A 16,101-nucleotide genomic window follows, 5' to 3' on the forward strand; every position below is an offset into this window, starting at 1 on the left:
CCGTGAGCGTCGCCGAGTTCATCGACTCCCTGCTCGCCGGCCGCACGGCCGACCTCTACCTCGACGGCCGCTGGACCCCCGCGTCCGGCGGCGCCACGTTCGCGGTCGAGGACCCTGCCACGGGCAAGGTCATCACCGAGGTCGCCGAGGGCACCGCCGCCGACGGCCAGGCCGCCCTCGCCGCCGCCGACGCCGCCCAGGCCGCGTGGGGTGCCACCACCCCGCGCGAGCGCGCCGACATCCTGCGCGGCGCGTTCGACCTCATCACCGCGCACGCCGACGACTTCGCCCGGCTGATCACCGCCGAGATGGGCAAGTCGCTCGCGGAGGCGCGCGGCGAGGTCGCGTACGGCGCCGAGTTCCTGCGCTGGTTCTCCGAGGAGGCCGTGCGCATCGACGGTCGCTACGGCACGCTGCCGTCGGGCAAGCTGCAGATGATGGTCGACCGCCGTCCGGTGGGTCCGTCGCTGCTCATCACGCCGTGGAACTTCCCGCTCGCGATGGCCACCCGCAAGCTCGGTCCCGCGCTCGCGGCCGGCTGCACCACGATCGTGAAGCCCGCCGAGCTGACGCCCCTCACGACCCTCGCCGTGGCGAAGGTCTTCGAGGAGGTCGGCGTCCCGGCCGGCGTCATCAACGTGCTGACCACCACCGATCCTGCCGCCACGACGGGCCCGCTGCTGTCGGACCTGCGACTGCGCAAGCTCTCGTTCACGGGCTCCACGCCGGTGGGCAAGGCGCTGCTGGCGCAGGCCGCCGAGGGCGTGCTGCGCTGCTCGATGGAGCTCGGCGGCAGCGCGCCGTTCATCGTGTTCGAGGACGCCGACCTGGACGCGGCCGTCGAGGGCGCGATCGCGGCCAAGACCCGCAACATCGGCGAGGCCTGCACGGCGGCCAACCGCTTCCTCGTCCACCGCGACGTGCACGACGAGTTCGTCGAGAGGTTCGCCGCGCGCATGGGTGCGTTGAGGGTGGGCGCCGGCGACGAGCCGTCGACCGACCTCGGCCCGCTGATCGACGACCGCAGCCGCGTGCGCGTGCACGGCCTCGTGACCGACGCGGTGCAGCGCGGCGCGCGGGTCGTGGTGGGCGGCGAGCTGCCCGACGGCCCCGGCCACTTCTACCCGGCCACGGTGCTGGCGGGCGTCTCCGCCGAGGCGCGGGTCGTCACCGAGGAGATCTTCGGCCCGGTCGCGCCGGTGCAGGTGTTCTCCGACGAGGACGAGGCCGTCGCGCTGGCGAACTCCACCGAGTACGGACTCGTGGGCTACGTCTACACGCCCGACCTCGACCGCCTCATGCGCGTCGCGCCGCGGCTCCAGTTCGGCATGCTCGGCGTGAACGCCGGCGTCGTGTCCGACCCGGCCGCGCCGTTCGGCGGCGTGAAGCACTCGGGCCTCGGTCGCGAGGGCGGACGCGAGGGCATCGACGAGTACCTCGAGTACCAGTACGTGGGCATCGCCCGCTGAGTCACGAGGTCGCGACCACGGCCGAGAGCGCGGCCAGCACGGCGCAGGTCGGCGTCATCACGAGCCGCTCCGGCCTGCTGCGCGAGATCGCGTTCATGAGGATGCCGAGCACGAAGTAGCCCGTGACGACCCACGCGGCGATCTCCACCACGCGGTCGGACAGGCCGATCGAGATCGCGCCCGCGCGGGCGAGCAGGATCGCGCCGATCGCGGCGTAGAGCACGACGGACACCGCGCTGCCGATGCGCAGGCGCGTCGGCAGGACCTCGTGCTGACCACCCCACGCGAACCGACCGATCGGCGCACCCAGCGCCAGGGCCACCTGGAACACCGCGAGCGCCGCCAGGACCACGCAGGCCGCTGCCGCGGCGGTCGTCACCATGGCGCGAGCCTAGAGGGTGACGGTTTCCCCGGTTAACCGGGGAAACTGTCACTTCACGAGGTTCGCAACCCTCGTGAAGTGACAGGAAACCTCGTGAAGTCGCGAGGTTGGTCAGGCGGAGGGCTTGACGGTGAGGACCTCGCAGGGCGCCTCGAGCAGGAGGCGCTGCGCGATGCTGCCCATGAGCAGCTTGCCCACGGGGGAGCGGCGGCGGAGGCCGAGGACGAGGAGCTCGGCGTCGTGGGCGTCGACCGACTGCAGCACGCCGGTGACGACGTCGTCCTCCTGGACCTGAGCGGCCGTCGCTTCGACGCCGGCCTCGCGGGCGCGGGCGACGATCTTCTCCAGGTCCTCCGAGGGAGTGGCCGTCGACTCGACGAGGGCACCGCCGCGGACGACGTTCAGCACGACGAGCGGCACCTGTCGCAGCTCTGCCTGGCGGATCGCCACGGGAACGGCTGCCTCACCCTGCGGGGTCGGGGTGTAGGAGAGGAGGACGGTCATGGGGCACCTTTCGCGATACGTATACCCAAGTGTATGCATCGCGCTGGGTCACGGGCAAAGGCACTTACAATCAGGCTTGACTGTTTCTATGTGAGGCACGACACTGGTCGGGTGCGCACCCTTCGTGTCGGCAACTGCTCCGGCTTCTACGGCGATCGCTTCTCGGCGATGCGAGAGATGCTGGAGGGCGGCGAGCTCGACTACCTGACCGGCGACTACCTGGCCGAGCTGACGATGCTGATCCTCGGCCGCGACCGGATGAAGAGCCCCGACCTCGGCTACGCGAAGACCTTCCTCAAGCAGCTCACCGAGAACCTCGCCCTCGCGCAGGAGCAGGGCGTGAGGATCGTCGCGAACGCGGGCGGCCTGAACCCCGCCGGCCTCGCCGCCGCGATTCGTGACGTCGCCGCCGAGCAGGGCCTCGAGGTCGCGGTGGCCCACGTCGAGGGCGACGACCTGCTCGCGCGATCGGCCGAGCTCGGCTTCGGCGACGCGCTCACCGCCAACGCCTACCTCGGTGCGTTCGGCATCGCCGAGGCCCTGAAGGCCGGAGCCGACATCGTCGTCACGGGGCGCGTCACCGACGCCTCCGTCGTGGTCGGGCCGGCGATCGCCGAGCTCGGCTGGGGCCGCGAGGACTTCGACCGCCTCGCCGGTGCCGTCGTCGCCGGGCACGTCATCGAGTGCGGCGCGCAGGCCACGGGCGGCAACTTCAGCGGCTTCCGCGACATCGACACCAGCCGGCCGCTCGGCTTCCCGATCGCCGAGATCGGTGAGGACGGCGGCGTCGTCATCACGAAGCACGCGAACACCGGGGGAGCGGTCACGGTCGACACCGTCACGGCGCAGCTCGTCTACGAGATCCAGGACCAGCACTACCTGAACCCCGACGTCGTCGTCGACCTGACCAGCATCGAGCTCGCTCCCGACGGCGACGACCGCGTGCGGATCTCGGGTGTCCGCGGCGGCGCGCCCCCGGCGACCACGAAGGTCTGCCTCAACGCGTTCGGCGGCTTCCGCAACAGCGTCGAGTTCGTGCTGACCGGACTCGACATCGAGGACAAGGCCGCGTGGGTGAAGGCGCAGATCGAGGCCGCGCTCACCGACCCGCCGGCCGAGCTGGTCTGGGACCTCGCCCGCACCGACAAGACCGATCCCGCGTCCCAGCCCGAGGCCGCCGCGATGCTGCGCTGCCACGTGAAGGACGCCGACCAGGACAAGGTCGGCCGCGCGTTCAGCGGCGCCGCGGTCGAGGTCGCGCTGGCCTCGTACCCGGGCTTCACGATGACCGCGCCGCCCGGACGCGGCGCGCCCTACGGCATCTACCGCGCTGCCTACGTGCCGCAGGCCGAGGTCCCGCACGTCGTCGTCCACGCCGACGGCTCCCGCGCCGACGTCGCGCCGCCCTCCGTCACCGCCGCCCCCGACGACTACTTGTGGAACGATCTGAACGCTTCTGGGCGCGAGAGCGGTGCAACGCGCTCCAAAAGTGGAGAGGGGGCCCGGGCGCCACTCGGCCGCCTCGTGCACGCCCGGTCGGGCGACAAGGGCGGCAACGCGAACGTCGGCGTGTGGATCCCGTCGACGCACCCGCGCCGCGACGAGGCCTACGCCTGGCTCGCGGGCTTCCTCACCGAGGACCGCCTCCGCGAGCTCCTCCCGGAAACAGCTGACCTGGAGATCGAGGTCCACCCACTGCCGAACCTGGCCGGCCTGAACGTCGTCCTGCACGGCCTGCTCGGCGAGGGCGTCGCCTCGTCGACTCGCTTCGACCCGCAGGCCAAGGCGCTCGGCGAGTGGCTGCGCGCCCGCGTCGTCACCATCCCGGAGGAGCTGCTCGCATGAACGCCTGGAACACCCCCGAGCGCGACGCGCTCCGCACCGCCGTGGAGGACTTCACGCGCGCCGAGATCGTGCCGCACCTCGCGCAGTGGGAGGACGACGGCGAGCTCCCGCGCGACCTGCACCGCACGACCGCGAGGGCCGGCTTCCTCGCGATCGGCTTCCCCGAAGAGGTCGGCGGCGACGGCGGCGACATGATCGACTCCTGCATCGCCACCGAGGCGATCATGTCCGCGGGCGGCTCCACCGGCCTGCAGGCGAGTCTCTTCACGCACTCGATCGCGACGCCGCACATCATCGACTCGGGCAACACCGATCTGATCGACCGCTACGTCCGGCCCACGCTCGCCGGCGAGATGATCGGCTCGCTCGGCGTCACCGAGCCCGGTGGCGGCTCCGACGTCGCGGGCATCCGCACGAGGGCCGTGCGCGACGGCGACCACTTCGTCGTCAACGGCGCCAAGACGTTCATCACGAGCGGCGTCCGCGCCGACTTCGTCACCACCGCCGTCCGCACCGGCGGTGAGGGACACGGCGGCATCAGCCTGCTCGTCATCGAGAAGGGCACGCCCGGGTTCACCGTGGGCCGCAGCCTGCGCAAGATGGGCTGGCACTGCTCGGACACCGCCGAGCTCTCCTTCGAGGACGTCCGCGTGCCGGCGGAGAACCTCGTCGGCGACGAGAACGCCGGCTTCTACTACATCGCGCAGCAGTTCGTGGGTGAGCGGATCAACCTCGCCACGCAGGCGTACGCGACCGCGCAGCGCGCGCTCGACCTCGCCGTCGCCTACGCGAAGGAGCGCGAGACCTTCGGCAAGCCGCTCATCGCGCGGCAGGTGATCCGCCACAAGCTGGTCGAGATGCACTCGCGCACCGCCGCCGCCCGCGCGCTGACGTGTGGGGTCGTCGAGCGGGCGGTCGACACCTCGAAGTCCGACCCGACCCTGATCCTCGACGCCGTCGTGGCCAAGAATGAGGCCGTCGCCTGCGTCGAGCTCGTGGTGCACGAGGCCGTCCAGATCTTCGGCGGCATGGGCTACATGCGCGAGTCCGAGATCGACCGCCACTACCGCGACGCGCGGATCCTGGGCATCGGTGGCGGCGCCACCGAGGTCATGAAGGACCTCGCCGCGAAGCTGCTGGGGTACTGACGTGTTCGTCCAGCGCCCGCCCGCCGCCCACTTCTGGAACGCGTTGCACGCTCTAGCGCCGCGAAAGCGTGCAAACCGTTCCACAAGTGGAGAGGGGTGGGCGACGTGAGCCCGGCCGAGGTCCGCGGGGAGCGGATGGCGCGGCAGCGACTGATCGGGGAGCCGTTCCCCGACCTCGTGTCGTGCGTCGGCACGCTCGGCGCGGTGCAGTTCCAGGAGTTCGAGGACTCGCTGTGGTCGCTCGCGCGTCGCACCCACGACCGCCCTGCGCGCGACGCGATCGCGGCCGAGATCGCCGAGGGCCGTCTCGTCCGCCACCACGTGCTGCGCCCGACCTGGCACGTCGTCCGGATCGAGGACCTCGGCTGGATGCTCGACCTGACCGCCGACCGCATCCGCGCGCAGTCGCGGCCGCAGATGCGCGCCACCGGTGTGCTCGACGACCGCGACCGGCTGGTCGGCCTCGTCGGCGAGATCGTCGAGTCGGCCGAGGGGCCGCTGACACGCAAGGAGATCGGCGCGGCCCTCGCCGAGCGTGGCGTCGAGCTCAAGGGCCAGGCACTCGGACACATCACCGTCAGCGCCGAGCTCGACAAGGTCGTCACCACGGGCCCGCGCCGCGGCAGCTGGGACACGTTCGTCCCCTTCGCCTCGCGCATCCCGACGGTCGAGCTCGACCGCGAGGAGGCGCTGGTCCGCCTCGCGACGATGTACCTCGCCGGCCACGCGCCCGCCACTGCCCGCGACTTCGCGTGGTGGGCAGGCCTCACCCTCACCGACGCGAAGCGCGCGTTCGAGCAGGTCGAGGTCGACGAGGTCGCCCCGACGACCTCCGACGGCACGGCGTTCATCCTCAGCCTCTTCGACGAGCTCGTGATCGCCTACCAGGACCGCTCGCACTACGAGGTCCCGATCGCGGGCGGCGGCACGATCGACGTGTGGGGCGGCAACCTCGTCCTGCTCGACGGCGTGGTCGCCGCGACGTGGCGCAGCCTCAAGCCCAAGCGCAAGGACGGCAACGGCCTCTTCGAGATCACCCCCGTGCGGGCCCTGACCCGCGCCGACCGCGACCGCATCGACGCCGATGCGCTCGCCTTCATCGACCACCTCGACATCCCTGTCGACCTGCAGTGGAAGGACCCCGCATGAGCAGTGTCAGGACCGCCGTCGACCCGACGACGGCCGCCTACCGGGAGAACCGGGAGGCCGCCCTCGAGCGCGTGGCCGACCTCGGGGAGCAGCACGCCAAGGCGCTGGCCGGTGGCGGCGAGAAGTACGTCGCGCGACACCACCAGCGGGGCAAGCTCACCGCGCGCGAGCGGATCGAGCTGCTCGTCGACCAGGACTCCCCGTTCCTCGAGCTCGGCGCGCTGGCCGGCTGGGGCACCGACTTCACCGTGGGCGGCTCGATCATCACCGGCATCGGCGTCGTCGAGGGCGTCGAGTGCATGATCATCGCGAACGACCCCACCGTGAAGGGCGGCTCGTCGAACCCCGTCACGGTCAAGAAGGGCTTCCGCGCCGCGCAGATCGCCGCGGAGAACCGGCTGCCGACGATCAACCTCGTCGAGTCCGGTGGCGCCGACCTGCCCACGCAGAAGGACATCTTCATCCCCGGCGGCGCCAGCTTCCGCAACATCACGAACGCCAGCGAGGACCGCCGCCCGACGGTGGCCCTCGTCTTCGGCAACTCCACCGCCGGCGGCGCCTACGTGCCCGGCATGAGCGACTACGTCGTCATGGTCGACGGCGGCGCGAAGGTGTTCCTCGGCGGCCCGCCGCTGGTGAAGATGGCCACCGGCGAGGAGTCCGACGACGAGTCGCTCGGTGGCGCGCAGATGCACGCGAAGCAGTCCGGCCTGGCCGACTACCTCGCCGTGGACGAGCGCGACGCGATCCGCCTCGGTCGCCAGATCATCCGCCGCATCAACTGGCGCAAGGCCGGCCCCGTGCCGGCCTCGGTCTACGCCGAGCCCGTGCTCGACCCCGAGGAGCTGCTGGGCATCGTGCCCACCGACCTGAAGGTGCCGTTCGACCCCCGCGAGGTCATCGCGCGCCTCGTCGACGGCAGTGAGTTCGACGAGTTCAAGCCGCTCTACGGCCAGAGCCTGGTCACCGGCTTCGCGCAGCTGCACGGCTACCCGATCGGCATCCTGGCCAACGCCCAGGGCGTGCTGTTCAGCCAGGAGGCGCAGAAGGCCGCGCAGTTCATCCAGCTGGCCAACCAGACCGACACGCCGCTGCTGTTCCTGCACAACACCACGGGCTACATGGTCGGCGCGGAGTACGAGCAGGGCGGCATCATCAAGCACGGCGCGCAGATGATCAACGCGGTCTCGAACAGCAAGGTCCCGCACATCTCGATCGTGATGGGCGCGTCGTACGGCGCCGGCCACTACGGCATGAGCGGACGCGCGTACGACCCGCGGTTCATGTTCAGCTGGACCGGCGCGAAGTCGGCCGTGATGGGCCCGGCGCAGCTGGCCGGCGTGATGGAGATCGTCGCGCGGCAGTCGGCCGAGTCGAAGGGCCAGGTGTTCGACGCCGAGGGGTTCCAGGGCATCAAGGACCTCGTCGAGGCGCAGATCGAGGAGCAGTCGCTCGCGTACTTCACGAGCGGCCTGGGCTACGACGACGGCGTCATCGACCCGCGCGACACCCGCACGATCCTCGGCATCTGCCTGTCCGCGATCGCCAACGCGCCCGTCGAGGGCGCGCGGGGCTACGGGGTGTTCCGCCTGTGAGACGAACGATGAGGCCTTTGGCCCCGATCCAGTACCCGAATGCATCATCGTTCGTTCCGTCCCCGTCAGGAGGCCCCCGTTGAGCACGATTCGCAAGGTCCTGGTCGCCAACCGTGGCGAGATCGCGCGGCGCGTGTTCCGCACGTGTCGTGAGCTCGGGATCGAGACCGTCGCGGTCTTCTCGGACGCCGACGCCGGCATGCCGTTCGTGGCCGAGGCTGACGTCGCGGTGCGACTGCCGGGCAGCGCACCGTCGGACACGTACCTGCGCGGCGACCTCGTCATCGAGGCCGCGCGCCGCAGCGGTGCCGACGCGATCCACCCCGGCTACGGCTTCCTGTCGGAGAACGCCGACTTCGCCCGCGACGTCGAGGCCGCCGGCCTGACCTGGATCGGCCCGAGCCCGGAGTCCATCGACCAGATGGGCAGCAAGATCCGCGCGAAGGAGATCATGGCCGCCGCGGACGTCCCGATCCTCTCGGTCGACGTCGACGCGGTGTCCGAGTCCGACCTGCCGCTGCTGGTCAAGGCCAGCGCCGGCGGCGGAGGCCGCGGCATGCGCGTCGTCGAGCGGCTCGAGGACCTTCCCGACGAGCTCGAGAAGGCCAGGGCCGAGGCCGCGTCGGCGTTCGGCGACGGCACCGTGTTCGTCGAGCCCTACCTGCCGCGAGCCCGCCACGTGGAGGTCCAGGTCCTGGCCGACACGCACGGCACCGTCTGGGCCGTGGGCGACCGCGACTGCTCGATCCAGCGCCGCCACCAGAAGGTCGTGGAGGAGGCGCCCGCGCCGAACCTCTCCGAGACGGCGCGCACCACGCTGCACGCCGCCGCCCGCCAGGCCGCCGAGGCCGTGGCCTACCGCGGCGCCGGCACGGTCGAGTTCCTCGTCGACGGCGACCGCGTGTTCTTCCTCGAGATGAACACCCGCCTGCAGGTGGAGCACCCCGTCACCGAGGAGGTGCACGGCATCGACCTCGTCGCCGCGCAGATCGCGATCGCCGAGGGCCAGCCGCTCACGGGCGAGGTCTCCGCACCGCGGGGCCACGCGATCGAGGTTCGCCTCTACGCCGAGGACCCCGCCGACGACTGGTCTCCGCAGACCGGCACGATCCGCGCGTTCGAGCTCCCCGACTCGGTCCGCGTGGACTCGGCCGTCGAGGTCGGCAGCGTCGTGGGCATCCACTACGACGCGATGATCGCGAAGGTCATCGCGCACGGTCCCGACCGCGGTACGGCGCTGCGCACCCTCGTCGACGCGCTGCGCCGCTCGCGCGTCCACGGCGTGACCACGAACGCGGCGGCGCTGCGCCAGATCCTCGAGGCGAAGCAGGTGCGCGAGGCCGACCTGTGGACCTCGATGCTGGAGGAGAACGCCGACGAATGGTTCGGCGACGAGGCCGGCGACCCGCTGGTCCCCGTCGCGGCCGCGCTGGCCGAGGCGAGCCTCGCGGCGACCTCGGCGCGGGTGCTCAGCCGCATCCCGGCCGGGTTCCGCAACGTGCCGAGCCAGCCGCTCACGCGCGAGTACGAGGGCCACCCGGCCGTCGCCTACGGCAGCCGGCAGGGACGACTCGCGGTCGACGGGGCCACGGTCGTCTCGATCGAGACCGGTGACGCGAGCGCCGAGGTGCTGCTGGAGGTCGACGGCGTGACCCGCCGCTACCTCGTGGCGGTGACCGACGGCCACGTGGACGTCGATGGCCCGGAGGGCTCGACGAGCCTCACGCCGGTGCCGCGCTTCGTCGACCCGGCCGACGTGGTGGCCGAGGGCTCGCTGCTGGCGCCGATGCCGGCGGCGGTCACCGCGGTCAAGGTCGCCGACGGCGATCGCGTCGCGAAGGGCGACCCCGTGGTCGTCCTCGAGGCGATGAAGATGCAGCACACCATCTCGGCGCCCTCCGACGGCGTCGTCAGCGGCCTGGCCGTGAGCGTCGGTCAGCAGGTCGAGGCCGGAGCGGTCCTCGCCGTCATCGAGGAGGAAACGGCATGAGCAACTTCACGGAGTCCGAGGAGCGGCGCGAGCTGCGCAAGGCCGTCGCGGCCCTGGGCGCCAAGTACGGCGAGCACTACTTCTACGAGGCCGCGAAGGAGGGCCGCAAGACCACCGAGCTGTGGTCGGAGGCCGGCAAGCTCGGCTACCTCGGCGTCTCGATCCCCGAGGAGTTCGGCGGCGGCGGTGGCGACATCGGTGACCTCGCCGCGGTCTGCGAGGAGCTGGCGATCGCCGGCTGCCCGCTGCTGCTCATGGTGGTCTCGCCCGCGATCGTCGGCACGGTCATCGCCCAGTACGGCACGCAGGAGCAGAAGCAGCGCTGGCTGCCGGGCCTGGCCGACGGCACCGAGACCTACGCCTTCAGCATCACCGAGCCGGATGCCGGGTCGAACTCGCACAACCTCGTCACGACGGCGACGAAGACCGAGGACGGCGGCTGGGTCCTCAAGGGCGGCAAGACGTACATCTCGGGCGTCGACGAGGCCAGCCACGTGCTGGTCGTCGGCCGCACCGCCGACGCCAAGAGCGGCAAGCTCAAGCCGGCGCTGTTCATGGTCCCGACCGACTCCGACGGCTTCGACGCCCAGGAGATCGACATGGGCCTGACCAGCCCCGAGAAGCAGTTCACGCTGTTCTTCGACGACATCCGGCTGCCCGCGGACGCGCTCGTCGGCAGCGAGGACGCCGGCCTCGAGCAGCTGTTCGCCGGGCTGAACCCCGAGCGGATCATGGCGGCGTCGATGGGCACCGGCACGGCGCGCTGGGCGCTGAACAAGGCCGTCGCCTACGCCAAGGACCGCGACGTGTGGGGGCGTCCGATCGGCGCGCACCAGGCGATCGCGCACCCGCTGGCGCAGCTGCACATCGACATCGAGATGACCCGCCTGCTCACCCAGAAGGCCGCCGCGCTCTACGCTGCCGGGGATCTGATGGGCGCCGGCGAGGCCGCCAACATGGCCAAGGTCGCCGCCGGCGACGCCGCGGCCAAGGCGGTCGACACCGCGATCCAGACGCACGGCGGCAACGGTCTGGCCAACGAGTACGGTCTCGTCCAGGCGCTCGCGTCCTCGCGGCTGTCGAACATCGCGCCGGTCAGCAAGCAGATGGCCCTCAACTTCGTCGCCCAGTTCTCACTGGGCCTGCCGAAGTCCTACTGACTGCTCGCCCCACCTCCACGAACGGAGCACCATGACCGAACTCGTCCACCTCGACGTCGCGGACGGCGTCGCGACGATCACGCTCGACAGCGAGCACAACCGCAACGCCCTGAGCCGCCAGCTGGTCACCGAGCTGGGGGCGCACCTCGACAGCGCGGAGTCCGACGCCGACGCGAAGGTGATCGTGCTGCGCTCGGCGCATCGCGTCTTCTGCTCGGGAGCCGACCTGTCCGAGGCCACCGAGGGCTCGATGCAGGAGGGGGCGAGCACCTTGATCGGCCTCCAGCGCCGCATCGCCACGAGCGTCAAGCCCGTGGTCGTCGTGCTGGGCGGCCCGGTGCGCGCGGGCGGCCTCGGACTCGTCGGGGCGGCCGACATCGTGCTGGCCACGCGGTCGGTGACCTTCGCCCTGACCGAGGTCCGACTCGCGCTCGCCCCCGCGGTGATCAGCCTGTCGCTGCTGCCGCGGCTGAGCCCGCGGGCCGCCTCCGACCTCTTCCTCACCGGCCGCACCTTCGACGCCGCCGAGGCGGCCGAGATCGGCCTCGTCACGCGGGTCGTCGAGGACGACGCACTCGACGCCGGTCTGCAGGCGGTCCTGGACGACCTCGGCCAGGGCTACCCGCAGGGCTTCCGCGAGACGAAGGCGCTGCTCAACCACGACCTCGTCGAGCGGATCGACCGCCTCGGCGACCGGCTGGCCGAGCAGTCGGCGCGCCTCTTCGGCAGCGATGAGGCGCGCGAGGCGATGCTCGCGTTCCTGTCCCGCAAGCGCTGACCCGGAACGACGAACGCCCCCTCCCGGCCGGGAGGGGGCGTTCGTCGTGGGTGGCTCACGGAGCCATGGGCGAATCCTCCGGCACGGCGGACAGCGCGTTCACCGAGCAGCGGACCTGAGGCGCGACGAACGAGACGCGCCCCGCGGCGTCACCGTGACCGAACGCGATCATCGGGCGCTTCGTGATGGCGTAGCTCGCGGCCTTCGGGGCGGCACCGGCGGGCGCGGCGGTGCGGAACTCCTGGGCCTCCTCGCTTTCGCTGGTCGGGATCGAGATCACGAGCAGCTCGCCGGCCTCCGCGTCGGGGGCGCCGACCGAGCCCCGGAGCGTCGTGCACTTCCCGGCGGTGTTGAAGTAGATGCCCGAGCCCGAGAACGTGAGCGCCTTCGGGTAGGTCTTGCCGGCGATGGTGACGGGGCCGTTCTCGACGGGGCCCGCCTTCTCGCTCGGCTGCGTGGTCAGGTCCAACCAGCGGTAGCCGACGTAGCCGCGGCGCGAGCTGGAGCCCGCCCTGGCCTTCGTGGACTTGGGCGCGACGACGCGCACGTACTGCTGTCCGGCGGTCAGCACCCGGACGCGGGCGGAGTAGGTGCGCTTCGTGCTGGTGCGGACCTTGGCGACGGTCTTCCAGGCGCCGGTGCCGACCTTGCGCTGCACGAGCAGCTTCTTCCGGGCGGCCTTCGGGCCGGCGACCTTGCCGGTGACCTTGATGGTGGTGCCGACGGTCGGGGCGGTCGTGTTGATCGCGATGGCGACCTTGTAGGTGGGCTTGGGGGCGGCCTGGGCCGCGGTGGGGGCGAGAGCGAGGACCAGTCCGGTCGTCGCGGCGAGGGCGATGGCGCGCATGCGCATGCGGTTCTTCCTTACGTCGTGGAGAGATGCAGCGACGACAGCGTAGGGCCGTGACGCGTGTGGCTGAGGGGAAATGGGAGAACTCACGGGCCCTAGGCGTAGTCACATGGGATGACATGCGATCGTTCCCGTCTCCTCCGTCCGAAATGGGACATACGTTGCAGAAGTGATTTCCCGCCCCACGCGTCCCATGTCTCCCGCGCGCCGCGCCGGACGTCCGCTCGCCGCCGTGCTCGCCCTCGTCATCGCGCTGGCCGGCCTCGTGTCGGTCGCCGCGCCCGCGCAGGCCGCGGAAGAGGCCACCTACGTCCGGACGTTCGCCGCAGCCGGATCGGGCGAGGGGGCGACGGGCTCGTCCTACGCCCTGGCCCAGGACGCCGACGGTCGGGTCTACACCGCTGAGCTCTCGGCTGGCGTGGTCAAGGTCTACAGCGCCGAGGGAGAGTTCCTGCGGACGATCGGACAGGGCCACCTCAGCTCGGCCTACGGTGCGGCGGTGGACGCCGCCGGCAACGTCCACGTCACGGAGTCGGGCGGCCGGATCAGCACGTTCGACCCGAACGGGACCCTGATCTCGAGCTTCCGCGTCGACGCGTCGATCCCGTTCCAGATCGCCGCGTCAGGAGGTCACCTGTTCGTCACCGACGTCGACACGGGCCGCGTCCTCAAGCTGACGCCCCAGGGCGAGCAGGTCGGCACGTGGGAGAACGTCGGCGGACCCGGCCAGCGTGCCAGCGCCTTCGGCATCGCGGCGCGTGACGGCTACGTCTACGTCGCCGACCTCCATGGTGGGGCGATTCGCAAGTACGACACGAACGGCACGCACGTCGCCGACTTCACCCAGGTCTCCGGCCGGGCGATGGCGGGCCCCTATGGAGTCTCCGTCGACTCGGCGGGCCGGATCGCCGTCGCCGAGCTCTACGGCCCCGGTGCCGCGGTCCTCGACCCGCAGGGTCGGACCCTCGTCGCGTGGGGCTCGCGCGGGACCGGGGCCGGCCAGTTCCAGCAGCCCACGGGGATCTCGCTCGACGACACCGGCCGCGTCTACGTGGCCGACTTCCAGCGCAACATCCAGCAGTTCGAGCTGGAGCCGACCTTCAAGGCGTTCACCCCGACGATCCAGGGCTCGGGCCGCGCCGGGGACGAGCTGAGCGTGACGGCGTCGACCTCGCCCGAGCCCGCCTCGTGGACGTACGCGTGGACGGTCGGCGGCAGCGACGAGGTGCGCTCAAGGGCGACGACGTTCACCCCGACCCTGGCCGATGTCGGCGAGTTCGTCACGGTGACCGTCACGGCGAAGGGAGTGGACGGCGAGCCCGCCGACCGCTCCGGCGTGGCGCAGCAGCAGGTCCTGCCGGCCCTCATGGCGGCCGGCGCGACCCTCACGGACTCGACCCCGACCACGCCGCCCACGTCCGGTGACGTGCTCACGGTCGTGCCCGACGAGTCGAGGATCCCCGAGGGCGGCCGACGGGTCCAGACCCGGTGGGGCCACCTGGACGACGAGCAGGAGTGCGTGACGCGCGACGACTTCGACGGCTCGGTCACGTACGACGTGAGCAACGCCGACGCGGGACGGACGATCTGCGTCAGCCTGATGTACCTCGCCACCGGCTACGACACGCTCGTGGTGGGCGCCGCGGCGTCCGACCTCGCGGTGGGCGCCTTCACCGCCCCGACGCCGATGACCGACGTCCAGGAGCCTCGGGTCGGCGAGACCGTCACCGCCACGGTGGACCTCGACGACGCGCCCGAGGGCGCCGAGGTCACCGCCTGGCAGTGGGGCCTGGTCGACGGCGAGGACTGCGCCGCGATCGAGGGCGCGGACGAGGCCGCCTTCACCCCGGAGGTCGCCGAGTTCGAGAAGTCGCTGTGCGTGACCGTCACGGTGAGCGCACCGCACCACGCCGATGCCACGACCACCCACGCGGTCGGCGAGGTCGGCGCCGGCGACTTCGCGGAGTCGCCCGCCGTCTCGATCCAGGGCTGGGTCGAGGCCGGCGTCGAGACCACGGCCACCGTCACGGGCGGCGATCCGGCGGACGCCGAGCGGGCGTACCAGTGGAACCTCGACGGCGAGCCGATCGACGGCGCGACGCAGGCCGCCTTCACGCCGAAGGGCGCGCACCGCGGTCATGAGCTGTCGGTGACCGTGACGTCCTCCGCGCGCGGCTTCGTGGACGACGTGACGACCTCCGACGCGGTGGAGGTGGGCGTGGGCACGCTGCGCGTCCCGAGCCCGCAGCCCAGCAGCGACCGCCCCCGCGTGGGCGAGCCGATCTCGCTGCCGATCGACCTCTCGGAGGCTCCGGAGGAGGCCGCTGCGCACTGGCAGTGGGGCGTGGCCGCGGACGAGGACTGTGTCGCCATCTCGGGTGCGACGTCAGCCTCGTTCACGCCCACGGCCGACCTCGTCGGCAAGACCCTGTGCGTCGAGGCCGGCGTCACGGCCGAGGGCTACGAGCCTCTCGCCGGGGTCTTCGTCCTCCCGCACTCCGTGGTCCGCGGCACGCTGCCGGCGATGCGGGCGGTCCTCAGCACGAGGACCCCGAAGGTCGGCACGACGCTCACCGCGCCCCTGATGAGCGGGACCCTGCCGAAGGGTGCGACGACCACGACGACGTGGGGCCTCGCGCAGGCCGGCAAGGAGTGCCGCCCCGTCACGAAGGCCGGCTCCTACCGGGTGACGTCGACGATGGCCGGTCGCGAGGTCTGCGTGCGCGTCTCGGTGACGGCGCCGGGCTACGTCGAGTGGTCGACCACGCTGCGGACCCACCGGGTCACGGAGGCGGCGAAGGCCTCCACGTCGCGCAAGGTCGTCCGCGACCGCGAGGTGTTCACCGTCCGGGCCCAGGGTCTGGCGCCGGGCCAGCGCTACCGGATCTCGCTGCGCCACCAGATGGTGACCGGCAAGGCCGACTCGCACGGTCGCGTCGTCCGCAAGGTCCGCTACGGCAAGGGCCTGAAGTCGGCGCAGCGCACGATCCTCGTGCGCGGCTTCGAGGGCGGCAAGGTCACCTACCTGAAGCGGATCCGGGTGACCCACCGCGTGCGATGACGCGTGACGCGCCCGCGGACGCCGGCCGACCCCCGTTTGGCGGTCGGCGTCCGCGCGGCGCTTGCGTCGGTCCCGAGTGGCCGACGCCTCCCATGAGCGCGCCACCCGCGCGCTGATACGTCCCCTTCGGAGAACGTGGCGTCCGCGGCGCGGCGGTGCGTCCACACGGC

At 71.9% G+C, this 16,101-nt stretch carries 12 protein-coding genes; 9 read left to right on the forward strand and 3 right to left on the reverse strand.

Features of this window, described 5'->3' with window-relative positions:
• Positions 1–2: 2 nt before the first annotated feature.
• Positions 3–1,469 (forward strand): NAD-dependent succinate-semialdehyde dehydrogenase, encoded by a 1,467-nt coding sequence (locus O3S82_RS00725; protein ID WP_269304758.1) that lies wholly within the window; start codon positions 3–5, stop codon positions 1,467–1,469.
• Between the two features lies 1 nt (position 1,470).
• Here O3S82_RS00725 and O3S82_RS00730 read toward each other — a convergent pair whose 3' ends face one another.
• Together O3S82_RS00730 and O3S82_RS00735 are read right to left on the reverse strand one after the other, a co-directional pair.
• Positions 1,471–1,851, reverse strand: a complete 381-nt coding sequence (locus O3S82_RS00730) for a hypothetical protein (protein ID WP_269304760.1) — start codon at positions 1,849–1,851, stop codon at positions 1,471–1,473.
• A 111-nt stretch (positions 1,852–1,962) separates the two neighbouring features.
• Complete coding sequence (locus tag O3S82_RS00735; RefSeq protein ID WP_269304762.1) at positions 1,963–2,355, reverse strand: universal stress protein; 393 nt, start codon at positions 2,353–2,355, stop codon at positions 1,963–1,965.
• Between the two features lie 111 nt (positions 2,356–2,466).
• On the opposite strand from O3S82_RS00735, the gene O3S82_RS00740 reads away from it, so the two are divergent.
• The 7 genes from O3S82_RS00740 to O3S82_RS00770 all read left to right on the forward strand — a co-directional run bounded on the left by O3S82_RS00740 (position 2,467) and on the right by O3S82_RS00770 (position 12,020).
• Positions 2,467–4,200: an acyclic terpene utilization AtuA family protein gene (locus O3S82_RS00740; RefSeq protein ID WP_269304764.1), complete on the forward strand. Its 1,734-nt coding sequence runs from the start codon at positions 2,467–2,469 to the stop codon at positions 4,198–4,200.
• Positions 4,197–5,348, forward strand: a complete 1,152-nt coding sequence (locus O3S82_RS00745) for an acyl-CoA dehydrogenase family protein (protein ID WP_269304767.1) — start codon at positions 4,197–4,199, stop codon at positions 5,346–5,348. Before O3S82_RS00740 ends, O3S82_RS00745 begins: the two co-directional genes overlap by 4 nt.
• A 105-nt stretch (positions 5,349–5,453) precedes the next feature.
• A complete protein-coding gene (locus O3S82_RS00750; RefSeq protein ID WP_269304769.1) occupies positions 5,454–6,497 on the forward strand; it encodes a winged helix DNA-binding domain-containing protein in 1,044 nt (347 codons plus the stop codon).
• Entirely contained in the window at positions 6,494–8,092 is a 1,599-nt protein-coding gene (locus tag O3S82_RS00755) for an acyl-CoA carboxylase subunit beta (protein ID WP_179426966.1), read from the forward strand. Before O3S82_RS00750 ends, O3S82_RS00755 begins: the two co-directional genes overlap by 4 nt.
• A 79-nt stretch (positions 8,093–8,171) precedes the next feature.
• Positions 8,172–10,082, forward strand: coding sequence for an ATP-binding protein (locus O3S82_RS00760; RefSeq protein ID WP_269304772.1), 1,911 nt, complete (start codon positions 8,172–8,174; stop codon positions 10,080–10,082).
• The gene (locus tag O3S82_RS00765) at positions 10,079–11,242 is read left to right on the forward strand and encodes an acyl-CoA dehydrogenase family protein (RefSeq protein WP_269304775.1); all 1,164 of its coding nucleotides are present in this window, start codon (positions 10,079–10,081) and stop codon (positions 11,240–11,242) included. The genes O3S82_RS00760 and O3S82_RS00765 overlap by 4 nt, the downstream gene beginning before the upstream one ends.
• Positions 11,243–11,273: 31 nt before the next feature.
• Positions 11,274–12,020, forward strand: coding sequence for an enoyl-CoA hydratase-related protein (locus O3S82_RS00770; protein ID WP_269304777.1), 747 nt, complete (start codon positions 11,274–11,276; stop codon positions 12,018–12,020).
• A gap of 55 nt (positions 12,021–12,075) precedes the next feature.
• On the opposite strand, the gene O3S82_RS00775 is transcribed toward O3S82_RS00770, so the two are convergent.
• Positions 12,076–12,873, reverse strand: a complete 798-nt coding sequence (locus O3S82_RS00775; RefSeq protein ID WP_269304780.1) for a hypothetical protein — start codon at positions 12,871–12,873, stop codon at positions 12,076–12,078.
• Between the two features lie 190 nt (positions 12,874–13,063).
• Here O3S82_RS00775 and O3S82_RS00780 point away from each other — a divergent pair, with 190 nt between their 5' ends.
• Positions 13,064–15,931: a hypothetical protein gene (locus O3S82_RS00780; RefSeq protein WP_269304782.1), complete on the forward strand. Its 2,868-nt coding sequence runs from the start codon at positions 13,064–13,066 to the stop codon at positions 15,929–15,931.
• Positions 15,932–16,101: the final 170 nt, after the last annotated feature.

The sequence above is a fragment of the Aeromicrobium sp. HA genome (genome assembly GCF_027171405.1).
Classification (GTDB): domain Bacteria; phylum Actinomycetota; class Actinomycetes; order Propionibacteriales; family Nocardioidaceae; genus Aeromicrobium; species Aeromicrobium tamlense.